The sequence below is a fragment of the Paraglaciecola mesophila genome (assembly GCF_009906955.1).
Classification (GTDB): Bacteria; Pseudomonadota; Gammaproteobacteria; order Enterobacterales; family Alteromonadaceae; genus Paraglaciecola; species Paraglaciecola mesophila_A.
The window spans coordinates 910,054-933,713 of record NZ_CP047656.1 but is presented as its reverse complement, the minus strand read 5'-3'; the positions used below and the strand labels follow the sequence as shown (position 1 = coordinate 933,713).

Annotated in this window: 19 protein-coding genes; 8 read left to right on the top strand and 11 right to left on the bottom strand. The window is 43.7% G+C overall.

What is annotated here, in order from left to right:
* Window positions 1-98: 98 nt before the first annotated feature.
* The 3 genes from FX988_RS03860 to FX988_RS03850 all read left to right on the top strand — a co-directional run bounded on the left by FX988_RS03860 (window position 99) and on the right by FX988_RS03850 (window position 2,407).
* A complete protein-coding gene (locus FX988_RS03860; protein ID WP_160178430.1) occupies window positions 99-737 on the top strand; it encodes an HD domain-containing protein in 639 nt (212 codons plus the stop codon).
* Window positions 738-877: 140 nt separating this feature from the next.
* Entirely contained in the window at window positions 878-1,264 is a 387-nt protein-coding gene (locus FX988_RS03855; RefSeq protein WP_160178429.1) for a ribbon-helix-helix domain-containing protein, read from the top strand.
* Window positions 1,265-1,486: 222 nt separating this feature from the next.
* Window positions 1,487-2,407 (top strand): M14 family metallocarboxypeptidase, encoded by a 921-nt coding sequence (locus FX988_RS03850; protein ID WP_160178428.1) that lies wholly within the window; start codon window positions 1,487-1,489, stop codon window positions 2,405-2,407.
* Between the two features lie 99 nt (window positions 2,408-2,506).
* Here the strand turns inward: FX988_RS03850 and FX988_RS03845 are convergent, their stop codons facing one another.
* Window positions 2,507-3,313 carry a class II aldolase/adducin family protein gene (locus FX988_RS03845; protein ID WP_160178427.1) on the bottom strand — a complete coding sequence of 269 codons (807 nt, stop codon included), beginning with the start codon at window positions 3,311-3,313 and terminating at the stop codon, window positions 2,507-2,509.
* Window positions 3,314-3,401: 88 nt separating this feature from the next.
* Here FX988_RS03845 and FX988_RS03840 point away from each other — a divergent pair, with 88 nt between their 5' ends.
* The gene (locus FX988_RS03840; RefSeq protein WP_160178426.1) at window positions 3,402-4,328 is read left to right on the top strand and encodes a LysR family transcriptional regulator; all 927 of its coding nucleotides are present in this window, start codon (window positions 3,402-3,404) and stop codon (window positions 4,326-4,328) included.
* Between the two features lie 18 nt (window positions 4,329-4,346).
* On the opposite strand, the gene FX988_RS03835 is transcribed toward FX988_RS03840, so the two are convergent.
* Window positions 4,347-6,719 (bottom strand): TonB-dependent receptor, encoded by a 2,373-nt coding sequence (locus tag FX988_RS03835; RefSeq protein WP_160178425.1) that lies wholly within the window; start codon window positions 6,717-6,719, stop codon window positions 4,347-4,349.
* A gap of 455 nt (window positions 6,720-7,174) precedes the next feature.
* On the opposite strand from FX988_RS03835, the gene FX988_RS03830 reads away from it, so the two are divergent.
* Window positions 7,175-8,461, top strand: a complete 1,287-nt coding sequence (locus FX988_RS03830; protein WP_160178424.1) for a DEAD/DEAH box helicase — start codon at window positions 7,175-7,177, stop codon at window positions 8,459-8,461.
* A gap of 105 nt (window positions 8,462-8,566) precedes the next feature.
* Here FX988_RS03830 and FX988_RS03825 read toward each other — a convergent pair whose 3' ends face one another.
* Together FX988_RS03825 and FX988_RS03820 are read right to left on the bottom strand one after the other, a co-directional pair.
* On the bottom strand, window positions 8,567-10,006 hold the full coding sequence (locus tag FX988_RS03825; RefSeq protein WP_160178423.1) for an MFS transporter: 1,440 nt from the start codon (window positions 10,004-10,006) through the stop codon (window positions 8,567-8,569).
* A 134-nt stretch (window positions 10,007-10,140) separates the two neighbouring features.
* A complete protein-coding gene (locus FX988_RS03820) occupies window positions 10,141-11,832 on the bottom strand; it encodes an RluA family pseudouridine synthase (protein WP_160178422.1) in 1,692 nt (563 codons plus the stop codon).
* A 231-nt stretch (window positions 11,833-12,063) separates the two neighbouring features.
* Here FX988_RS03820 and FX988_RS03815 point away from each other — a divergent pair, with 231 nt between their 5' ends.
* Entirely contained in the window at window positions 12,064-12,837 is a 774-nt protein-coding gene (locus FX988_RS03815) for an IclR family transcriptional regulator (RefSeq protein ID WP_160178421.1), read from the top strand.
* Between the two features lie 344 nt (window positions 12,838-13,181).
* Here the strand turns inward: FX988_RS03815 and FX988_RS03810 are convergent, their stop codons facing one another.
* From FX988_RS03810 to FX988_RS03785, 6 genes are all read right to left on the bottom strand, one after another.
* On the bottom strand, window positions 13,182-14,654 hold the full coding sequence (locus FX988_RS03810; protein ID WP_160178420.1) for a sodium:solute symporter family protein: 1,473 nt from the start codon (window positions 14,652-14,654) through the stop codon (window positions 13,182-13,184).
* An 83-nt stretch (window positions 14,655-14,737) separates the two neighbouring features.
* Window positions 14,738-15,538 carry an SDR family NAD(P)-dependent oxidoreductase gene (locus tag FX988_RS03805; protein WP_160178419.1) on the bottom strand — a complete coding sequence of 267 codons (801 nt, stop codon included), beginning with the start codon at window positions 15,536-15,538 and terminating at the stop codon, window positions 14,738-14,740.
* Window positions 15,535-15,882 carry a cupin domain-containing protein gene (locus tag FX988_RS03800; RefSeq protein WP_160178418.1) on the bottom strand — a complete coding sequence of 116 codons (348 nt, stop codon included), beginning with the start codon at window positions 15,880-15,882 and terminating at the stop codon, window positions 15,535-15,537. Before FX988_RS03800 ends, FX988_RS03805 begins: the two co-directional genes overlap by 4 nt.
* 93 nt (window positions 15,883-15,975) lie before the next feature.
* Complete coding sequence (locus FX988_RS03795; protein ID WP_160178417.1) at window positions 15,976-16,908, bottom strand: 3-keto-5-aminohexanoate cleavage protein; 933 nt, start codon at window positions 16,906-16,908, stop codon at window positions 15,976-15,978.
* A 3-nt stretch (window positions 16,909-16,911) separates the two neighbouring features.
* Window positions 16,912-17,823, bottom strand: a complete 912-nt coding sequence (locus tag FX988_RS03790) for a 3-hydroxyacyl-CoA dehydrogenase family protein (protein ID WP_160178416.1) — start codon at window positions 17,821-17,823, stop codon at window positions 16,912-16,914.
* An 87-nt stretch (window positions 17,824-17,910) separates the two neighbouring features.
* Complete coding sequence (locus FX988_RS03785; protein ID WP_201751630.1) at window positions 17,911-18,786, bottom strand: cyclase family protein; 876 nt, start codon at window positions 18,784-18,786, stop codon at window positions 17,911-17,913.
* A 322-nt stretch (window positions 18,787-19,108) separates the two neighbouring features.
* On the opposite strand from FX988_RS03785, the gene FX988_RS03780 reads away from it, so the two are divergent.
* Together FX988_RS03780 and FX988_RS03775 are read left to right on the top strand one after the other, a co-directional pair.
* On the top strand, window positions 19,109-21,412 hold the full coding sequence (locus tag FX988_RS03780) for a TonB-dependent receptor (RefSeq protein WP_160178415.1): 2,304 nt from the start codon (window positions 19,109-19,111) through the stop codon (window positions 21,410-21,412).
* Between the two features lie 277 nt (window positions 21,413-21,689).
* Window positions 21,690-22,973 carry a transporter gene (locus tag FX988_RS03775; protein ID WP_160178414.1) on the top strand — a complete coding sequence of 428 codons (1,284 nt, stop codon included), beginning with the start codon at window positions 21,690-21,692 and terminating at the stop codon, window positions 22,971-22,973.
* A 201-nt stretch (window positions 22,974-23,174) separates the two neighbouring features.
* Here FX988_RS03775 and FX988_RS03770 read toward each other — a convergent pair whose 3' ends face one another.
* The gene (locus tag FX988_RS03770; protein ID WP_160178413.1) at window positions 23,175-23,660 is read right to left on the bottom strand and encodes a hypothetical protein; all 486 of its coding nucleotides are present in this window, start codon (window positions 23,658-23,660) and stop codon (window positions 23,175-23,177) included.

The following is a 23,660-nucleotide window of genomic DNA, read 5'->3' as shown; positions in this document are numbered from 1 at the left end:
TTAATTCTTCATGTTATTCGTTAATCTAACATTATTAAGTGTTTATTAATTAAACGAACCGACTGTGAATGATAGGCACGTGCTATTAGGTAATAGACATGGATCTATTCGTGGCCAAAATGGCTGAGTTCATAAAAGTAGAAATGAATACAGATGCTGCGCACGATCTACAACATGTAAAACGTGTTGTACTTAACGCGAAGCAACTGTGTGATGCAGAACGAGCTAATGAGTGGGTCGTGATGCCAGCGGTGTGGCTGCACGATTGTGTTACTTTACCCAAAAATCATCCTGAACGGGCAATGAGTTCTACGATGGCGGCTGACAAGGCATTGGCTTTTTTGTCAGAAATTGGTTACCCACAGGAGCACTTTGACCACATTCACCATGCCATTGTCGCTCATAGTTACAGTGCTGATATCGCTCCGAAAAGTCTGGAGGCGTGTATCGTGCAGGATGCAGACAGGCTCGATGCAATTGGAGCAATTGGCATAGCACGTTGTTTACAAGTCGGCACTGCTTTAGAGCGGGATTTATATGAGGTGACTGACCCTTTTGCGCTATATCGTGATATTGATGACAAACACTTTACCCTTGACCATTTTTTTCAGAAGTTATTGAGACTTGAGGAAATGTTGCACACGGATGAAGCAAAAAGGGAAGGACGAATTCGAACGGATTTTATGCACCATTATTTAAGGCAGTTAGGCCACGAAATTGGCGTGCGCAGGTCTTAAAGGCTATAACTCTTAATGTGTAGTATACATTTGTTACCATGTAGTAAGTGCTTCATGGTTAACTTTGTACACTTGGTTCCATCTTGGAACATAGGGTCGTAAATAGTCGTAAATCAGTCCATTCTAAAAGGAGCTTTAGTATGTGTCAGTTATTCATCGAGGCAGAATCTGAACGATGGTTAAGTAGAACAAAGTCATTACGCATAGAAGGCGTAGTGACATCAATCAGATTAGAAAATTTCTTTTGGGACGTATTAGCCGAAATTGGTTTTCGTGATGATATGTCTGTCAATCAACTGATAACCAAATTGTACTTTGAGTCTCAGCAAGCAGAGTTAGATTTGAGTAATTTCACATCATTTTTACGCGTATGCTGCGCGAGATACTTATCTCTTGTCGCAGATGGTGTGTTGAGCCGCTGTGAGAAAACCCCAATAAAAAAGAACGGGATTGATATCATACTCTCTCAGGAGAATCAGCGTACGTTAGCGCGGCGTCGATGCTTTACGCGAGAACCTTCCATCTAGCCATTTCACTAAGGTCTCGGTGGGGGCACCTAAATCACATCGAGACTGCCTATCCAGCGCAGATGTTAGTAACGAGTCAAGAAGAACTGACACTTTGTGCTTTTTAAGCATTCATTTTTTTCATCCATTTCTCTGCTAATTCTGACACCTGTTAGTAAATGCCTTAATATATTTTGAGTTGACCTTATCCGTATGGAGATAAGACACAGTTAAAGGACATTCATGACTCAAAATTATACGTATCACATCGGTAGCCCCGGTGTTCCCTGGACCCAGGCTGACAAAGCGTTGTGGTTGCATCAGCAAATCATTAAGCGCAGTTACCATAACGAAGTCGTTGTTCATATTGAAGCGATGCAAGGGCCATTTAACGTTGAGCAGTATGGCGTGCTTGAATATGCAGATGGGCCTTACCCGCTTTACGCTATCACTAACAAACAGCTTGATAATGATAAGCCAACGGTTTTAATCACCGGTGGCGTGCACGGTTATGAAACCAGTGGTGTTCAGGGGGCATTGCGTTTTGCTATGCGTCACGCCAGCGAGTACGAAGCAGAATTTAATTTGATCATCGCCCCTTGCATCAGTCCTTGGGGGTACGAAACTATAAACCGTTGGAACCCGATGGCGATCGATCCTAATCGCTCTTTTGTACCGCAAAGTGAATCACCTGAAGCAGCACAAATTATGGCTTTCGTGAGTAAATTAGGTTTACCGGTGCACGCGCATATTGATTTGCACGAAACGACGGATACAGACAACAGCGAATTTCGCCCAGCCCTTTGTGCACGTGACGGTAAAGCACAAGATATTTGGCAAATTCCCGATGGCTTCTATACGGTAGGTGATACTCAAAACCCGCAAGATGCATTTCAACGTGCAGTGGTCAGCAGTGTTGAAAAAGTGACCCATATAGCTTTGCCAGACGAGGAAGGAAAGTTAATTGGTTCGCCCATGATCCAGCACGGTGTGATTCATTATGCACTGAAAGATTTAGGTTTGTGTGCCGGTTTTACTAATGCTGAATATACCACCACAACGGAAGTGTACCCTGACAGCGCAAATGCCACACCAGAGGAGTGCATTCTTGCACAAGTTGCCGCGGTAACGGGGGCGCTCGATTACCTGCGCGAGCAGCAATAACTGTGTTTTCTCGCGTTTAACACATGCACGCAAATAGCGAGTTCATTCGCTGTTTGCGTCGTGCTTAAAAACTAGGGGAGTATATTTTTTACGGGGTGACTAAGCTAAGAAGCTTGGATCTGAGGCGTGTAACATTGAATATAAAGGTTGGAAGTTACCCCAAGTCACTAAGTCTGAACCATTCGCGGCCTTTGTTTTCAGTGCGGTGTCATGTCCTATTAAGGTTAAGGGGCCAGCTGCCTGAGCAAGTAGCTGACTTTGACAGCAACTGTCCATCAAAATAAAGTTTGCGACTGCCGCATCGACTGAGCTACCCACCGTAATCAAGCCATGATTTTGTAAAATAACAGCGCTGTGTTCACCCAAGGCTTGGGCAATCATATCGCCTTCATCTTTATGTGCAACGACCCCAGTAAACGTTTCGAATAGGCCGTGGTTTTCATAAAACATACAGGCATCTTGTGATATTGGTTTTAGCAATTCACCTAACGCTGAAAACGCACGTCCGTACTTGGTGTGTGCATGAGCAACGGCGTTCACATCTGGGCGGGCCATATGGACACGAGAGTGGATTGCAAATGCGGCGTTGTTCACAGCGTGCGCACCATCGATTATGTTCCCTTTGTGATCAATTCGCACTAAATCAGACGCTTTAATCATTGAAAAGTGAATACCTAAAGGATTAACCCAAAACGTATCAGGTTCAATGCAGTCTCGTAGGGTAATATGTCCAGCTAATCCTTCGTCGAACTGATGCAACGCAAATGCGCGAAAGCCGGCGGCTAAGCGCTGTTTTTCATATTGTCGCTGGGCGAATTTGTCTGTGAAAGTCGGCGGCATGGGAATGTTAAATTTGCCCGCGCCGATGGCCATATTGTTTGCATCTTGTTGGATTGTATCACTCATGATCTCGCCTTCACGTGGTTTAATTGACACCAGTGTAATAATTAATAGAATAAATGCTAATGATGAAAGTTAATCTTTAAGTATAAATATGCTGCATAGTAAAATTGATTTAAATTTGTTTCTCGTTTTAGTCACTGTGTATCAGGAAGGGTCTATCACTGGTGCAGGTAAGCGGCTTCACCTTAGTCAGCCTGCCGTGAGTCATGCGTTGTCACGGTTGCGCGAGAAATTCCAAGATCCTTTGTTTATTCGCCATGGGCGAAAAATGATCCCCACTGAGCTATGCCAAACCATTATGCCTAGAGTACGCAGTTCTGTGGCTGAGCTTGAGTCTACTTTACGCAGTATTGGCGAATTTGACGTGCACCAATATCAACGTGAAATGAAGTTCGGTTTTCGTGACATCCTCGAATCAATATTCTTTCCTGAGCTGGCAATGGATTTATTGACTCACACACCGAACATCACGGTCAATAGCCGACAAGTTAGTCATGTAGATATGGAGGCTGCCTTAGAAAATCAAGAATTAGATATTGTCATTGATGTGCTTAGTCCGACTTCTGAAAACATTCAACACACCTTGATTTGTAACGAGCACTTTTCCCTTATTTGCCGTCAAAAACACCCTATTTTAACCAATATGTCACTCGCGAATTATATAGCAGCAGATCATGCGTTAGTAAGATTTAAAGACTCTGCGGTAAATACAGTGGACATGGCCCTTGCGCAGCACGGGGTTGCGCGTAAATTTGCACTGACTTGTGAGCATTATTTTGCCGCGACCAGTGTGATCAGTCGCTGCGATATGTTGCTCACTATGCCAAATGCGTATGCACGCCTATTGAAGCAAAAAATGCCAGTAGAGGTGGTACCTCTGCCTTTTGATGTACCGGTACTGCCTGTTCATATGTATTGGCATAAGCAGGCCGTACATGATCCGTTAAACAGCTGGATGCGGACTAAACTTCTCGACATTGCCAAGCGTGTTATACCCGCTTCACAGCTTACTATCTGACATTGAAGTTCATCCGACTTAGAAGAAATAAGCGCACTGTAAAAGTATGCTACGAGGACGTTCTACTAAGAACCTGTGGGCGTAACTGATCACAGGGACATCATTCGCTTGACTAAAAGTACGTTCATCTGTGAGGTTATTGACCAACAGCGAGACAGACCAACGATCATCTTTATCAAGTAAGCCGACGCTAAGATTAATTTTTTCGTACGCTTTTTGCTTGGCGATAGGGTCCAAGTCTTGTTCCAAAAAGAAGTCGTCAGTGAAGTTAACCGCTAAATTAGCATTGAACGTGTACCCAGACCAAATCGAAGATTCATAATTGAGCGCGATATTTCCAGAATAATCAGGGGCAAAAGCACCTGTTCTACCTGAGAGTGATTGCGTTGCTTGTCCAAGCAGCTCAGCTTGGCGTACGGTAGGAGATGCACCATCGTAAGCTTGGTATGTAAAATCGAGTAACGCTAGATTGGCGGTTAAATCCCAGCGATCGGCAATTGCCCAGCGGGTGTCTAACTCAATCCCTTTGACCCGTGTTTCCGCTGCGTTTTTTACCACAAAGGCATTACCGTTAAATTCAGACACTTGTAAATTATCATAATCCGTTAAAAATACTGTTGCATTTACCTCAAGTATATTCTTAATTGGTTCTGATTTTATGCCAAGCTCATAGTTTGTTGCTTTTTCATCTTCATACTCAAAGCCCGAATTAGGGTCGACGTTGGTGCCTTGGGAGGAATTAAGCCCTGAGCCATCAAAGCCACCAGCTTTGTAACCAACGCCCGCATTTGCAAACACCATGGTATCGCTAAAGCCAAAGTATTGCAGGCTAACACTAGGGGACAAGTGAGATTCAGATCTATCGGTTGCTAAGTTATGTATGCCGGCGCCTGACAAACTGAGAGATATCGCCGGTGCAGCGGCATTTGCGAACTGTTGCACGGCTTCAGGCGTACCGTCTTCAAATAAAGCGTAAACAGATTGTTCACTGGTTACGTCTTTCGTTTCATGTTGATAACGTAAGCCAAGGTTAGCTTTCCAGTTTGCATCCATATTCCAAGTGAGTGAGGTAAATGCAGAATAGCTTTCTTGTTCTTGTTCGAATTGTGCCAATGTGCCCAGTGATGTGCCTGGCAAATCTGGGATTAGCAGGGACGCTCCCAGTAATACATCATTTGGATGTTCAAGCTCGCTGTTCATATAGAACACACCCGCCACATATTCGATCGTTTGATTCACCGGTGAGGCGACTCTGAACTCTTGAGTGAATTGCTGATAATGCTCAATGTATTCTTGTCGGATCAAAGAAACCTCTGAGTAATCTGCGTCAAACAATGCATTCCAATCATATTGACTATAAGTTGAAATTGAAGTGAGCTCGAAATCATTAACATCATAGGTGAGTGCTATCACTGCATTATCAGTAGAGGTATCATTTCCTTCATCTAAACCGCCAGGGTGCAAGGCGCCTGACACTGAGCTGGTGTAGTCTAAGCCGCTCGTATCAGAAAGTAAAAATGAGCGATAGCCTACGTTGCCTGGGTCAGTGGGATCGAGGGCAATTTGTTCATCTCGTGCAGGCGTATCGATAATATATTGGTAGCGAGAGCCACTGGTGGAAAAATTGCCGTGCTCGAATTTAAATTGAGCAGTTAATGCATTGTTTATTTGCCAGTTTGCTGTGAATCGTACTCCGCTGGCATCGCTTGACGCTTCATCTTTATTACGTGCTTGATTATAAAGAAAGCCATCTCTAGATTCATCGAATGCCGCGACGCGGATCGCCAAATCGTCGGTTACGGGTAAATTGAGCACGGCACTATAACGTCGCTCGTTATCTGACCCAACTTCTACTTTCACGTTGCCTTCGAACAATGAACTGGCCGGGTTGGTGCTCATACTCAAGGCGCCGGCAGTGGCATTTTTACCAAACATAACGGCTTGGGGCCCTTTTACTAACTCTATGCGCTCCATGTCTAAGAAGGGAAACTTTGCTTGATGGCCCCGGCCTAGATAAATACCGTCTTTGTACATAGCGACCGATTGCTCAAAGCCAGCATTTGTACCTGAGCCTATCCCCCGTACAAATATACGTTTGCTGCTTGAGGTTTCAGTGATATGAACATTGGGCAGAGATTCGGACATATCCAGTAAATTGGCGATGTTATTTTCCTCTAGGGCTTCACCGGAAAAGGCCTGAATTGAAGTGGGGATATCTTGCAAAGATTGTACGCGTTTTTGTGACGTTACAACGATACGCTCAAGGCCAGTTGATTGTGTTGTCGATGGCTCAACTTGCGCGTTAACTCCAGCGCTAACGACAACAGACGTAGCGATAGTGGTACTTAAACTATTTCGAATAAATCGACAAAAGGGTGTCAGTGTAAACATATCAACCTCTGTTAATTGAACGCACTTTCTTTGTTAATAAAGTGTATCTAAAGGCATAATCGCCAGTTACGATGCAATTAAGAAGTGATAAATATTCATTGTTTGTTATTCATTTGGTGCATAGTGAAAACCAATTTGTATGTGTGAGTCGCATTTCAAAGATGCATTAACAGCGATCATTTGCTGTGCAACACTACAGTATTAAGGGAAGGAAAAAAAATCAGGCTTTAACGGACTAGTTTTAACGGAGAATTAGACATTTTATCCATATATTTTTAGAACTTTAAGGTTAAACGGGGTAAATTCCTGTATATTTCGCCATCGTTTTTAAACCTATCACGCAAATTCAACATTCAGGCGTTTCGCTTAGCGAAATAATGCCAAGGCAACTATTTACACAGATAGCATGTAAACAAGTTGCGTCTATGTTTTTGTCTGTCGAAAGAGAAATTAGCATGAACTTTTCATCATTAGATTTAGCGCCAGCGTTACAACAAGCCATTGATGCTTGCGGTTACAAGAAAATGACGCCCATTCAACAAAAAGCCATTGTGATCGCCCGCAGAGGTCGTGATGTGCTCGCTAGCGCCCAAACCGGTACGGGAAAAACAGCAGCGTTTGCCATCCCGATTTTGCAACAAATGCTCGATAAACCAAAAGACACCGTTTCGGGTACGCCTAGGGCAATCATTTTAACGCCAACACGCGAATTAGCTGAGCAGCTAGCGTCTAATATTGCTAACTATGCTCAATTTACCGATATCTCTGTTACTGCACTGTATGGTGGGGTAAAACTTGGTGGTCAAGCAAGCAAGTTAAAAGCGGGAGTGGATATTGTTATTTCTACGCCTGGACGTTTGCTCGAACACATGACATTGAAGAATATTGAGTTGGCTAACGTAGAATTTGTGGTGCTCGATGAAGCCGATCGCATGCTAGATATGGGCTTTATATCCGATGTGCGTCAGATGCTTGCTCAGATACGGGCTGTGCGTCAAACATTACTGTTTTCTGCGACCATTTCACCAACGGTGAATGAGCTTGCCCATAAGTTATTAAAAAATCATGAAGAAATTCGCGCTACCCAGTTAAACAGTGCAGCAGATACGGTTCAACATGTGATGTACCCGGTGTCTGAAGAAGACAAAATTCGCTTGTTTAAGACATTATTAGCGGAACAAAACTGGTATCAAGTATTGGTTTTCACCAGTACTAAAGAGCAAGCCGATAAATTAATGGCTGCTTTGAAAAACAGTAAAATCAATGCTGGTGTATGCCATGCCGATAAAAGCCAAGGTGCGCGCCGTAGAGCCATTGCCGATTTCAAATCGGCTAAGCTTCAAGTGCTTATTGCCACTGAGGTTGCGGCTCGAGGGATTGATATTCAAGGTCTTGATCACGTGGTAAATTATAACTTACCTTATTTACCTGAAGATTATGTACACCGTATTGGTCGAACAGGACGTGCTGGCCAGCAAGGTAACGCCATTTCATTCGTAAGCCGTGAAGAAGAGCGAACAGTAGAGCGTATTGAACGTTTGATTAATTGCAAAATTAAACGTATTTCACGCCCCGATTTTGCCTTTAGTAGCCGTGAGTCGTTGTTGAAAACAGTGCGCAAACACAGCAAAAGTAGCCGCACCAATAAGGCGACGCAAACGGTCATTCGCATGGACAAAACGAGCGCAAAGGCAAAACCCAAAACGAAGGCAAAAGCAAAGCGCCCAAATAAAAAATCGTAAATCAATAAACGTAAAAATTTGCAGGGCAGTGAACTGAATTGTCACAGCCCCCAAAAAAGGGAGTTTAGTTAAGCTAAGCTCCCTTTTTTATGGCGTGAGGTAAAACTAAGATGGAGGCTGCTTTTCTTCATCCGTTGTAGAAGGTGTATCAGGCTTGCTTTCTCGGCCTCGAAAGCCAGAAATAATACAGGCCACCACAACGCAGCCAAACGAAATATTTAATGCGACAAGCACAGTTTGTAGTAAGGCGGGGTATTGCTCGGGAACGATTTGCGCATCACCTATATAATGATGTACCAATAAGTTAACTAAGCTCATGCCTACAAGGTTGCCTATGGTTCTAGCAAGGTTTAAAGAGGCTGATGCTACTCCTAGTTCGCTAGGGTGCACTGCGCCCATAATCGCGTTATTGTTTGGGGTAGAGAACAAGCCAAAGCCAATGCCGATGAGCAGCAGTGAGCTCCCTATGTACCAAGCTTGGGTGTCAATATCCATTCTGCTTAATATGAAGAAACCTGCTGCAACAATACAGCACCCTGTAGTGGCGAGCAGTCGAGGCTGTACTTTATCAGACAACTTGCCGGACAAAGGGGCTAAAAATGCCATGGCCAGTGCTTGCAGTAAGATAATTTGACCTGACTCTGAAGGGCTAAAGCCTTTTACATATTGCAGATATAAGCTAAGCAAAAAAGTTAACGGATAATTACTGGCATACATGAGTAATGACGTGCTCAATGACATTGAAAATACGCGGCTTTCTTTGAACATTTGCACCCGAATAAGCGGTTGGTTCCGTTTCGATTGATGTATTACAAATAGCGCCATGGCCGTTAACGACATACCAAGCAGCACGATCCCTGATAGCGATGGCAACTGGCTTAAGCCGAACACTAAACAAGTGGATGCCACAACAAAAATGCCCGATCCACGCCAGTCGAATTTGGTTTTTTGTTCGTTTTTCCACTCTCCGTGTAGGCGCAGTTTAATTAACATTAGGAGTAAAAAAAGCAAGGGGACTTGAAAGCTGAATACTGAGCGCCACCCCCACAATTCTGTCAACCAACCGCCTATGGCTGGGGCAACGGTTAAGCCAATATAAATGCACGCAGCGGCAATACCCAGGGCAAAACCGCGTCTTTCTGCTGGGGTAACCGATGTTAGAATGGCTACGCCAGTACCAAATATCATTGCTGAAGCAGCACCTTGTATAAAGCGCCAAAATAACAACCATTCAATATTGAACGACAGTGCGCACATACTGGAAGACAGCATATTGAGCATCACGCCATAACTGTATATGCGCTTACGACCATAATTATCTGCAAGCTTTCCAAAAGGCAACATAAGTGCCACGTTAGCGAGTAAGAAAATGGTCGGTATCCAACTAACCATTTTCGCATTTGCTTGCAGTTCAGCAGCGAGATCTGGGATAGCAATATTGACCGATGCCATGCCTAAAGGGCCGATAAAAGAGCCTGTGCATATCACGATGAGGGCAACGGTCGTCACAGGTAACTTTGTAAAAGAGCTGAATAGAGAGACCATATTATCCGCGATTTGTTAGAGTAAGCTCCATGATACCTATTGGTTAGATGACTTTCACTTGGCTTTCGATGAATATTGAGCAGCGAGCGACGGTTAATGTCAAAAAGTCTGTATTTTGTGCTTTATTGTGTATGTTAAAACTCAGCTTCTCGATTAAAGGTTAACCACGTGTTGCTTACAGGGTGAAATAAACTGAGAGACTGGGCGTGCAGATGCAATCGACGATCGCGATTCCCATATAAATCATCGCCAACAATCGGCATGTTCAATCCCCGTTCATGGGCACAGTGAACTCTTAATTGGTGGGTACGGCCAGTCTTGGGCTGCAACAATACTTTCGTTTGCTGTTGGGGGGAGCGTCTTTCTATCACTCGCCACGTGGTATGAGCTGGCTTGCCGGTTTTGTCACATACACACTGTCGGGGCCTATCGTAAAAATCACCGGCTAAGGGCAGGGTGATTGTGCCCTCTTGCTTTTCCAGGAGTCCATCGATCAGGGCTACATAGCTTTTTTCTACTTGCCTACTGATAAATTGCTTTTGCAGCGATTTGTGAGATGCCGCAGACAATGCGATGACCATTAGTCCCGATGTAGACATATCTAAACGATGCACAATTAATGAACCTGTGGCACGAGGGAACAAGGTTTTTATACGGGTGTAAACGGAGTCTTGTATGTGTTTTCCCGGCACAGATAACAACTGAGCAGGCTTATTTATAATCAGCATTTCATCGTCTTGGTAAACAATGTCAATCTGTTCGTTGTCAGCGTTATTTTGCAATAATTGGTTATCTTCTACGCGTAAACCCTGCAGCATGTGGTTCAAAATAGGTTGGCATTTACCAATACACGCAGGGTAAAACTGTTTATGACGACGCACTTGTGATTTGGGAGACGCTCCCCACCAAAATTCAGCCATCGCAATAGGGGAAAATTTATGAATAAAGGCATAATGTAGCAATTTAGGCGCTGCACATTCTCCGGCGCCTGCTGGTGGCGTGCGCATTACTGTGTCACTAAAAATACTCGCCAAGGATTTATATTCCCCATTCGCATTTAAGAATTGGTATTGCTCGAAGAGGCGTTGTTGTAACTCACCTGACAAGGTTTTACGTTGTTCCTTTAGATGAGCAATGCGTATTTCAAATTTGGCCAGCGCATTCTTTGCTTCTTCCATCTTACTATTTAGTTGCACTTTGATTTGGTTGAAAGTAAGTTTATCTTCCACGCTTTGTTTGGCTAGCACTTGTTGCAACGCGACAAGTTGTGGTGAATCTAATTCCTTTTGCGCTATTTTTCGCTGAGCTTTGCGCTGGGCGCGATTACCAATAACGTGCTGGCGGGCTTGTTCAATTTGGGTAGTGCATTCCTTTTGAACTAGATCTGCATGTGCTTGTGCGTTGAGGAAACCTTCGCTGGAGGCTAGCGACTCAAGCTCCTCGGTTAGCTGATTGATTACTCTTTGCTTTTCATGAAAAAAACTCTCTCGAGCTAACATGTCAAACACAGGTGGAACAAAGTCGGGTAAGTGGTTTTGATCCGCTAGCTTACCTGAAAACCCACGCAAGTATCCTAAACGTCCCTGTTTGTCTTTTACAACAAGCACACCGAACATTTTTCCTATGATGTTATTCGGGTCATCAGCTAAACCAAAGTTATGGTACCAGTCGTGCTGTTTAGTGAGATGTCGCTGCACTTCTTCAGCCGCTAATATACACAGGGGATCGGGCTGGTAGTAAAAAGGAAAAGTAAACTTTGGCGCTAAGGTAAACTTCGAAACGTCTGATTCAAAAGGGATAAAGCAAGGGTCTAAGGCATCGGTCATAAGAGATTAAACGTTCGTTGGAGGCTCTGAAGTTAAATTAAACGCGTTACATGAACAAAGTGTAATGTGCTGAAGGGCGCAGTCTATCATAGTGTAAATCGCAAAAGGGAGCGCTCTACACTCATTATTGCATAACATAATAAGTTACAATATTGGGCTTGATGTATTGTATCGCGATACAGTTGTGGTAAATTAAACTATCAGCCAGTTCCAATCTAATAGAGGAAACATATGGATAATGAACCTAGCTCCCGCCAGGGAATACAAGTTATTTCTCGAGCGGCCAATATACTTAGAACGCTAGAGGGGCATCCAGAAGGCCTTAGCTTAAGCGCAATTGCAAAAAATGTAAAACTAGCGCGGTCAACGGTGCAGCGCATCGTTAATTCTTTGGCTTCAGAGGGCTTTTTAATTGCCGCAAGCCCGACCTCACGGGTGCGATTAGGGCCAGGGTTAGTATCTTTGGGCTCTGCGGCAAAAGCGGATATTGATCGGGTGTTATTGCCGCACATGAAAAATTTGTCTGATGAAGTGGGCGAAACTGTCGATTTGTCCGTTCAGGATGCAGAAAACATGATTTTCATTGATCAAGTGACTACAGATGCCCATCAATTACGTGCCGTGTCGGCTGTTGGCCATGCGTTCTCAATATACAGTTGTGCAAATGGCAAAGCAATGCTCGCTACTATGAGTGACAATGAAGTGATGGCGTTTGTTGAGAGTCATCCAATTAAAGCGTTAACACGTTCTACCATCACAAGTACCGAACAATTGTTAACTGAGATTGCCAGTATTCGTAAGAATGGCGTCGCTTTTGATAAAGAAGAACACTGTGAAGGGGTGTGCGCGATCGGCGTGGCCATTGAAGATCCTTATGGACGCAATATTGCGATATCTATCCCAGTACCAACGGTACGGTTTAATCGCAATAAGAAACACCTAGCGGCGTGTTTGCGAAAATACAAAACGACGATTGAATTAGCGTTAGGAAAAGGTGCAATGTAGCCAATCGATGCACCGAATTAAAAATAGTGTATGAAATTAAAAAGGGGGCTATTTGATAATAGCCCCCTTTTTAATTTGCAATGTGATTGACGGCTAATCGGTTATTTTTTGTATTTGAGGAATCCACCGAGTGCTATTGCTCCATAGGCGAACATCATAAATACCACGCCTGCCATCCAAAATGTTGTTACTGAGTCCATAAATCACCTCTTTTAATTTACGCTAGTTATTTAGCTCTACTGAGAAAATTTGCGATCAGAGTACCCAACACAAGAATAAGGGCGATGATCACAGTCGTTGTTAAAAAAATAGTCCAAAACATAAGGTTACCTGTAATTCAAATGTTAATTATTTGTTTCTTTTAGGTCAAGATAAGTTTGGCTTTTGAAGTAGGCTTTATCACCTTTGATAAAATAGTTGGCAATTACACCGACTATGATTGACACGCAGAGCGCCATAACCGCATTGCTTTTAAACACGCCTAGGCCCGCTGCGACATCTGAAAAAGACCATACAAAGTTACATATCCAAACCATGCCCAGAGTAATAAGTGCGGCACTTGCGCTACGCTGCCAAAATAAACCGTAAATAATGATGAAAAACACCGGTATTAACCAAGCAAATAACCAAGTCATAGCGGCAAGGATAGGTGGCAAAAACGACGCAACAGCGATGGCTATGCTGGCCAAAACGACAATTGCAATTTGAGTGACTTTGGTCATTTGCGCTTCAGTAGCGTCAGGTTTAATTAACCCTTTGTATATATCGTTACTGAATATGGTGGCGGGACTTAACGCCGTCATGGCAAAGGTAGATAAAATCGCTGCCAAAAATGAGGCCAGTAATAACGCCGCTAACCAAGGAGGAAGAGACTCAACCAACATTTGGGTAGCAGCTTTTTTAGGGCCTAGTTCAGCAAACTCGGGAATAGTCATGGCAGTTAAGCCAAGTACGACCGCGAACACACCAAACAGGCCATTAGCCGGCGCGGCTATCCACAGTGCTTTCTTAATGGTTTTTTCGTCTTTGGCAGACATCGCGGTTTGCAATAGCATCTGATTAACCGACTGACTAAATAATACTGCGATAACGATACCTAGGGTAAAGGTAATCATTATTTGGGAGTTGCCAAAAACGGATATCATATGATCCATATCCTGGGAGACGAAATGTTCGGTTACTGAATCAAAATTGCCGCCTGGCAAACGAAGGGCCATAAAGATCGTGGCTAAAATCAGTCCAATATACATGACAACCGCATTGATTAGATTGATCCAGCCGACTTCTTTCATACCGGCTAATACCACGTAAAAAATGCCAATCAAGCCGCCTGCTATGGCACCATTTTTAATTCCCCAGCCGGTCATGGCATTGATTATGATGCCTAATCCTTGGGTTTCTATGGTGAGTATGCCAAATATGATGCCAGCCATAACGCACGATACCAGCACTCTTATACCTTTGCCGAAAAGGTGTTCCAACAGTTCTGGTACAGTAGTTACTCGCAGGCGCCTGACCCACAATCCAGTGCTGTAGCACACGACAACTAATAGAATAACATGGGCGATACTAAACCAAATTGCCGCGGCACCTACGCCCCAGACCATTTCAAATACACCAAGAATATGCGCTGTGCCCAACACGGTAAGTGCCATGGTGGCAGCAACAACACCAACTGGAAGACTGCGCCCACCAAGGGCGAACTCATTCTCACTATGTTGGTCGGCGTGTTTATTGGCGCGTTTTAGCCACAGGGCTACCCCACATATAGTGACAACTTCATAGAGTAGAACAATGAACAACATGCTGGTTTTCATAAAATCGCTCTTCTTATTATTAGTGGTCTGGCTATGAGCACCAATACATAGGGCGCTCAGAATTTGTTCTTTATAGCACTATGCTAACCGGCTGAGTAACCACCGTCTGCGTAAATGACATGACCCGTGTGAAAACTTGATGCGTCAGAAGCCAAAAAGAGTAGTGGGCCAGCAAGATCTTCCGGTTCACCTAAACGTCCCATTGGGATCCTGGCAAGAATATTTTCGCGGGTACTTTTACCTGGCTCATTGTCTTCAAACATCCATGCAGTTAGATTGGAGCGGAATACAGTAGGGGCGATCGCATTGACAGTGATGTTGTGTTTTCCCCATTCACACCCTAATGCCCTGGTAATGCCGTCAACCGCAGATTTAGACGGACAGTACGCTGAATAACCGGCAGGGTGACCTAATTTACCTCTCGCTGAGGAAACCAAAACTACTTTTCCGCCATTGCCTTGGCTCATAAATTGTTTGCCTGCAGCTTTACATAGTAGCCACGAGTCACGCACGTTGGCATCCATCACTTTTTGCCATCGCTCCGTGCTCATATCTTGGATAAGGTCGACGTCGTTGACCCCTGAACCGACGACCAGAATGTCTAGTTTCCCGTAGGTAGCAACGGCTTGTTCTACCATAGCGTCGCATTCTTGTTCGGAATTTGGTCGGGTGTTTCGCGTGGCGACGTGTACACCTTCTTGGCGTAACGATTCGGCTAATGTTTCTAACGCTTCTTTATTACCTCCAGTAAGTAGCAAGTTACAGCCTGAGTTGCCAATAACACGGGCAGCTACCTGGCCAAAGGCGCCTGTTGCACCTGTAATAAGAGCGACTTTGCCTTTTAAATCAAAAAGACTCGCAGGGTTGGCTAAATAGTTATTCATTTTTTGCTCTCCGGGTAAGGCATGATTACAAGCATGCTTACCATTTTATTGGTTTTATTAAGAATGTTACGCTGGGCGTTTGGGGGAATGTGGCAGCTATCAAGTGGCCCAAGGATCACTTCTTTATCGTCATGGGTAACACTGATTGTGCCTTCGAGTACCACATAGATTTTTTCCACTGGTGATACATCGCCTGCTGCGCCGCCGCCAGGTAAAAAGTGCGATAAACCGACCCACACTTTTTTAGTATCGCTTACATCCCAGCCTTGGATCCGAAGCCCACGCATATCGAAATGACCCGGGGCTTGATACGGTTTAGCCTCTTCAATTCTGGTTACATTCATTTTCTGTCCTATCGTCATCTTTGTGACGTACGCTTTTAAATTAAATAGAGACGCTAAACACCTATACACGCCCCGGTATTCAAATGTGACGCCTTAGAAGCTCACCTTGTCTTGGCCTTTAAGGTTCAAAATTTGCCGCGCTTCTTCAGGGGTAGCTATTTCTAATGAGAATTCACTCAAAATACGTTTTATTTTCGAAACCTGCTGTGCGTTACTGGTTGCTAATTCACCGCGACCGATAAATAAGCTGTCTTCTAAACCGACACGAACGTTGCCGCCCATTAATGCTGCGTGAGTAGAGAAAGGCATTTGGTTTTTACCTGCCGCCAATACTGACCAGTGATAATCATCACCAAATAATTTGTCAGCGGTTTTACGCATAAACATCAAGTTGTCTTCGTCAGCGCCGATACCGCCCATGATCCCGAAGATAGTTTGTATAAAGAAAGGCGGTTTAATTAAGCCGCGATCAGCGAAATACGCTAAATTATAAAGATGACCCACGTCATAACATTCGTGCTCAAATTTTGTTCCATGCTCGCCCATAATGTTCATGATTTTTTCGATATCACGGAAAGTATTTCGAAAAATAAAGTCGTCACTGTTGCGAACGTATGGCTCTTCCCAGCTGTATTTCCAGGACTTATATCGATCCGCTAACGGGAACATGGCAAAGTTTAAGCTGCCCATATTTAGGGAGCACATTTCAGGTTTAACCTCCATGGCGGCCCATAAACGTTCTTCAACAGTCATTGTGGGGCTACCGCCTGTGGTTAAATTAATTACGGCGTCAGTGCGCTCGTTAATCGCAGGTAAAAATTGTTCGTATACTTTTGGATCGCCAGTCGGTTCACCGGTTTCAGGGTTGCGCGCATGCAAATGTATAATGGATGCCCCAGCTTCAGCGGCATCTACTGATTGTTGAGCGATGTCTTCTGGGGTAAATGGCAATGCATCTGACATGGTTGGAGTGTGCATCGCGCCGGTCACAGCGCAGGTAATTATGACCTTTCTATTCTTTTTCATGGTTTATCCTTTGGAATTCACAGTATTGAGGAGATATTTGCTGAGGTTTTCGCGCAGAGTTTGGGCACTTTCTTCGGTCCAATGTTTGAAGCCATGACCCGATTTAATGCCCAGTTCACCTTTGGCGACTTTTTCTTTTAGGATGTCTGATGGGCCTTTGTCACGATTAATGCTGGCTAAAATGACGTTGTGAATATCTAAGGTTAAGTCAAGGCCAACCAAATCGGCATTTTCTATTGGGCCAAGTACCGGCATACGTAAACCGAAACTGTTCTTCACTACTTCATCAATGCCTTCAGCGGTACACACACCGTCGTTAATTAATGCGATTGCTTCTCGCCATAGGGCGTGTTGCATGCGATTACCCACGAAACCAGGCACATCCTTTTGAATATGGACAGGTTTTTTGCCTGCAAATGCCAGCAGTGACATCATGCGTTCAACAGTGGCAATCGTGGTTTTTTCGCTCTGCACCACTTCGACCAAGGGCACTAGGTAAGGGGGGTTCCACCAGTGGCAACCGACAATACGACCGTTACATTCCATCCCGTCAAATATATCTTTGATAGGGATCACTGATGTGTTACTAGCCAAAATGGTGTCAGGTGCGGCGTAACGCAAAATTTCTGCGAATATTTCACGCTTTAACGGCAGCTTTTCAGGCGCAGCTTCAATAACAAAGTCGGCATCGACTACAGCACTCTCTAAGTTGTCACTTATATGAATGTAATCGAGGGAACTTAACGATTGAGATAGGGCGGTTAAATTAGCCGCAATTTTCTGTTTAGCGCTGTTACGTGCACCTTCTATAGGGTCGTACAGGGTTACTTGTATTGCTTTATTGGCAAACACTTGTGCGATACCGCAACCCATAAGACCTGCGCCAATGACAGTAATCTGTGATGAAGAGAACATAGGACAATTCCTGCGTTGATATTAGGGAGGCATAAGCCTGTACACTAGATAAACTCTAGGGGTTACCCCCTAGAGAACTGAATGTACTTACTCTGTATCACCTTGTTCGATACGGTATTCACCGCTAGGGTCAACCATAGCGACCAAGCGGACCATACAGCCGTCACCGCCTTTCCAGCGCCAAGGGAATGCCGCAAGGGTACAGCGCTTACCTGTGACCTTGTCTAGTTCACCTCCGACATTTTCGATACCGCAAATTCCTGCGTTAAGTAGGGCTCTGTGACAAGGTTCCCAATCTGGGAAATCTTCTTTGATGCCACGGCCACCGGTAAACTCGCGGTATTCTTCTTCTAAATGAGGGATCAACGGGCCGGTGCCGTGCGGGCCAATTGCTGTACCAAGGGGATGATCAAGTGCTTGAACATCAATGCCTACCATTTTGACTTTCTTTTTGGCAAGCCATTCACCTGCTTCGCGGTATAAGCCAGGGCCATAGTGGTAATACTCTGCTGAATCTGCATAGGTGTGGTGCCAACCCGTATTGATAATAACGATATCCCCTTCGCGGATTTTGGGACGCACGTTTTCTAGATCCTCAGCGGTAATGACTTCCCATTTCTTTTTAGGAATTGATACCACTACACCTGCACCGAAAAACCTTGGAAGTGGCATTTGATCCATAAATGGTGTGCCTTCAACCACATGGGCTGGTGCGTCGATATGCGTACCTGAGTGCATAACCGTTGTGATTTTTTGGGTCAAAACACCAGAGCGAGAATGACCATGAAGACGCTCAATTTTTACATCTTCAAAATATGGCCAACAAGGCTGACCTAATCCCCACTCATGACTTAAATCGTAAAACTGCATCCCAGTATCGTTACTTTTGTTTTCCTCATCGATCATTTTGTCCATGTCGGATTTAGGAATTCTGTGTACGCGTTTTATATCGTTAATTTTCATATTTCACCTGTTCGCTATGTGGTACATCTGTATCGAAATTTGAGATTAACAACTCGAAATTTAATTGTCAATAAATAGTTAATTTGCTGTTACTGGTTGGTTTTTTGTTATTTTTTATTTATTTATCAGGTGGTTAGGTTGGTTTTCCGATATTTTTTATGGTTAAAATCTTTTGTTCACAAAAAATATACATTTTGTTGACATGTTTTTTGTCTCGCGGTAGTTTAAATATTAATCGGTACTAGTGTATCGCAATGTGGTCATGATTGAGTTTGGCTGCTTTGTTCGAATACCTATAAATAAAAATAAAAGGACACTGTGGATGAAAAAAATGAAACTGAATAAAATGACGACCGCATTAATGACAGGCTTAGTCGGTTGCGGGGTAACAAGTATCAATGCACAAACTACAAGCAGCCAAACTCCAACATCACCCACCTTAGAGGTGATTGAAATTACGTCACAAAAACGTGTGCAAACTTTGCAAGAAGTCCCTGCCACTGTGACAGCAGTATCCGGTGAGCTACTCGACGACTACGGTATAGACGACTTGTTTGAAATGGCTGATTTAGTTCCTGGCATGGTGTTTTCTCGGGCGCCAGATGATGGATTGGCATTAACCTTACGTGGTTTAGGTACGCCAGCGAGAACACAATCATTTGATCAATCTGTGGCGCTGTTTCAAGACGGCATGTTTGTGGGCAAAGGTCGAATGTACTCAGCCGCTTTTTTTGATGTTGAGCGTATTGAAGTGATTAAAGGAACCCAGAGTACTCTATTAGGGAAGAACACTAGCTTAGGGGCCATTAGCGTAATCTCGAAGAAGCCAAGTGATGAATTTGCGGGGAATATTAAACTCGGGCGAGAGTTTGAAAATGGTGGGTGGTCAGTGGATGGTGGTCTCGATATACCGCTGGCTGAAAATTTTAGCGTTCGCGTAGCAGGGCACTATATTGATCAAAATGGGTGGGTTGAAAATTTAGCGACTGGCAGAGATGTTCCCGAGGATAATGACACGGGACTGCGCATTACGGCTTTGTATGAACCCTCAGATTCATTGACCATAACGGCTGTCTATCAGCGCTCAGATAGCGAACGTATTGGTAACGGTTATCAATTTGTAGATAACGGAAATTATTTTAGTGACGAAGTTCTCGCGATCATAGGCGAAGCACAACTGGACGATACAAAAACGGCAGTGTGTTCACAGTGCCCTAATCAAGAAAGTTATCATGATACTTCGGTTGATACCTACAATGTAACCGTAGAAAAAAGCCTTGAAGACTTTACCTTAACGTCAATTACCTCGTATGCAAATTATGACATAGAGTTTTACGATGACTTTGATTTTGGTAATGCTTTTGACGAATTCGCTTACGTAACAACGGGGCAAGTAGACTACTACAGTACGTATTTTAAGCGCGGTGAAAGCTATAATCAGTTTTCTCAAGAACTTCGCCTAGCCTCAGAGGGGCGAGATGATTTTGATTACATGATGGGCTTATTTTATTTTAAAAGTGACTGGGATTCTTTAGAAGAGCAATTTTATAACACACCAAATTTTCCACCGGACAATGCAGGACAACTGTTTAACGGTTCGTTCGGTAATGATTTTAAGCAGAAAACCGATACTATTTCCGCCTTTATCCAATCAGATATGTATCTAACCGACAAACTCACGTTATCGGGCGGTCTACGCTACACGGATGAGAACAAAGACGTCCAGTTTGACCGCACCCCAGGTGAATTATCGACACTTTGGAATACAGTGGTTAATCCGCCTTTTGAGTCAGAATTGAACTTCCAAGATAGCTTTTTAAACGGCAATTTGAGCGCTAAATACGATTGGAGCAAAAATACGGTAGTGTACGCTTCCTACGGTTTAGGCAGTAAAACAGGGGGCTTCGCTGAATCCGCAGAGATCAGCAGTGCTGATCCATCATTGAACGTGGAAGACGGCGGCGCGCGTGTTGCGACAGAGGAAACCAGTACTTATGAACTTGGGTCTAAAATGGTACTGCTTAATAACAGCATGAATTTGAACCTTGCATTGTTTTATACCGATATTGAAGATTTTCAAGAAACCTCCTTTTTCGTCACCGACGGAAGCGCAGCATTTCTTACACAAAACACTGACGTAGAATCAAAAGGATTTGAGATCGATAGTAAATGGCAAATTACAGATGACGTTCAGATTAGTGGTGCCGTGACGTTCGCCGATTCAACTCATAAAGACGACGGTAGTGATTTGGCTCAGGCGCCAAAGTGGACAGGCAACATTGGATATTTATATACCAGGGAGCTAGAAGCGTGGGATATGCATATGCGCTCAAGTGGTTTCGTGCGTTATCGAGACAGCATGGTCAGCCAAATAAACGAAACCTACCCATCGGATAGCTTAACCACATTAGATTTCACCTTAGGTCTGTTTTCAAATGACGATACCTGGGAGGTGATGCTTGTAGCACAAAATGTAACCAATGAACGTGCGAGCGATTTTAGTGGACCGCCAGCGGCGCCGATTGGTGCGATTTTAGGAGCGCCAACTGGCGATCAGGGAATAACATCTGAAACGTTAAATATTCAGCGTACAGTAAAATTGCAAGTGAGTTATCATTTTTATTAACCCGTGATTAGATCTTCTAAAAATTTACCACCTGAATAAATGTGTTGGATTTGAAACAATTTATTCTGTTCCTGAAAATACCCAATATGTTTAACGCATGTTGGGTGTTTTTTTTTACTAGGTTATCGTTTTTAAATGTAATTTATTTCATTTGTACGCTTCAATTAGTGCAATTTAAATTGGATTTTTAAGTGGTCATTCACTATTTTTAATGAAGGAAGAATTAAATAAAACATCTATGAAGTTGAATTTTTCATAAGTGAATAAAGGATTAGTTATGGAAATTGCAGCACCTCAGTTACGCCTACAACATTTCATTCCTCTTTCAAAAATGACATTGGCAATTTGTTTAAGTTCATCATCTATTTGTTATGGTGCTGACAGTATTGCACAGCAGGACAAGCCAATTAGCAAATACGAGGCTGAATTAGAGCGCCAACGTATTTTACTCATCAAGCAAGGCCAACAAATTGAAAAGTTAACGCAGATGATCAATGCCTTAACGGCCAAAGAGGTTGATACTCAAACTACTGCATCGACTGACCAAGCGGATAAGCGTAAAGCACAAGCTGCTAAGCCAGCAAAAAAAACAGAACAAGCCGTAGCGCAAAATAAACCTGTTGGCCAAGCGCCACCAAAATCGTCAAGTACGATAGAAGCAAGTGCAATCCCTGAGCTTGGGGATACCGTGAGTGGTGTACTAACTGGCAAAGGCACATTGGTGCTAGAGCCTTCATTTGGTTATTCATATACGGATAATAATCGTGTTTTCTTAGATGCATTTTCATTCATTCCGGCGCTTGTGGTGGGGTTAATTGATTTACGAGAGATTAAACGTCACAGCTTTATCGGTAGCATTTCTGCGCGTTACGGTATAACCGAACGCTGGGAAGTGGACTTAAAGGTGCCGTATATTGGCCGAAATGATAGTCAACGCTCGAGGCCGGTCAGTATCGGGGTCAGCGAAGATGAAATATTTAATGCCAGTGGCCACGGAATAGGGGATATAGAGCTTTCGACTCGCTATCAGCTTAATACACCAACAGATGGCGGTCCCATATATGTGGCAAATTTAGTGGCTACGATCCCCACTGGTGCCAGCCCATTTGAAGTGGAGTTTATGCAATCAACTCCCGGAGCGGTGTTCCCAACTGAACTACCAACAGGATCTGGTTATGTGAGTATTCAACCTAGCATTACTGCTATATACGCTACTGACCCAGGTGTGTTTTTCGGTAATTTAAGTTACGGCTATAACATGGATACCGACGAAGAGGTGGGGAATGTTGACCCCGGAGACAGCGCAGGCGTGAGCTTTGGTTTAGGGGTATCGTTTAACGAGCGAACTTCCATGAGCTTGAGCTATTCACATAAGCATGTTTTGAAATCCAAGATTAATAACATGAAAATCGACGGCAGCCAGCTTGATATTGGTCAGTTAATTATTGGATATTCGTTTCGTTATTCGCTAAATACCAATATCAGTTTATCTTTGGCGATTGGCGTGACTGATGATGCTCAAGATACGCGTCTAAATTTCAGAATGCCGGTTACTTTTTAGTGGTACACGCTAGCAATTGGGGCTTTGTTTGGCGTAAAGGTGTTAATTTAACCGCCGTTTCTGTGAGACTCACTACTTTTAAGGCCGTTATACTGGGCGCTCGCATTTCAGTAAGCAGACTAAACGCCCACAATAATCAATTCTAACGTTTACGTCCGCGCACCATGATCAATTGACAAGCTAACTGTTCAAATGCAACCGCTAGTGATGGGCGCGTGCGTTAAAGTAGGTGTTATATAATTGGTCTTGAGCAAACGCTTGCTTGGCGTGCTCAATGTTCTTGATGGTGATATCAATATTGGTTATCGCAGAAAGTGTTTGATTATCGAGCGTGTTTTGCAGCACGGTATTGAACGTATTATTGGGCAATACCGAGCTTAGGGACAATTCATCTTTGCCCAGTTGGGTAAAGTCTTGCGGTGTTTGGAAATAGCTGTGGCCTACTAACTCCCCGTTTTGAAAGAGGTGTTTTTGAAAATTAAGATCAACCACCACACCATTACCGAGCACAAACCCACCACGTAATGTAGCAAGTTTCTCCTCAGAAACGGCTTGCCAATGTAATGTGTCAAGCTCATCAATAGCCAAGTCAGGTGCCTTCTTTGCGTAACTCGGCAATGCAATCAAAATGATGCTTAGCGCACTAATTAAGATCGTTTTTCCCTGAAGTAGCCTTTGTGTTTTCAT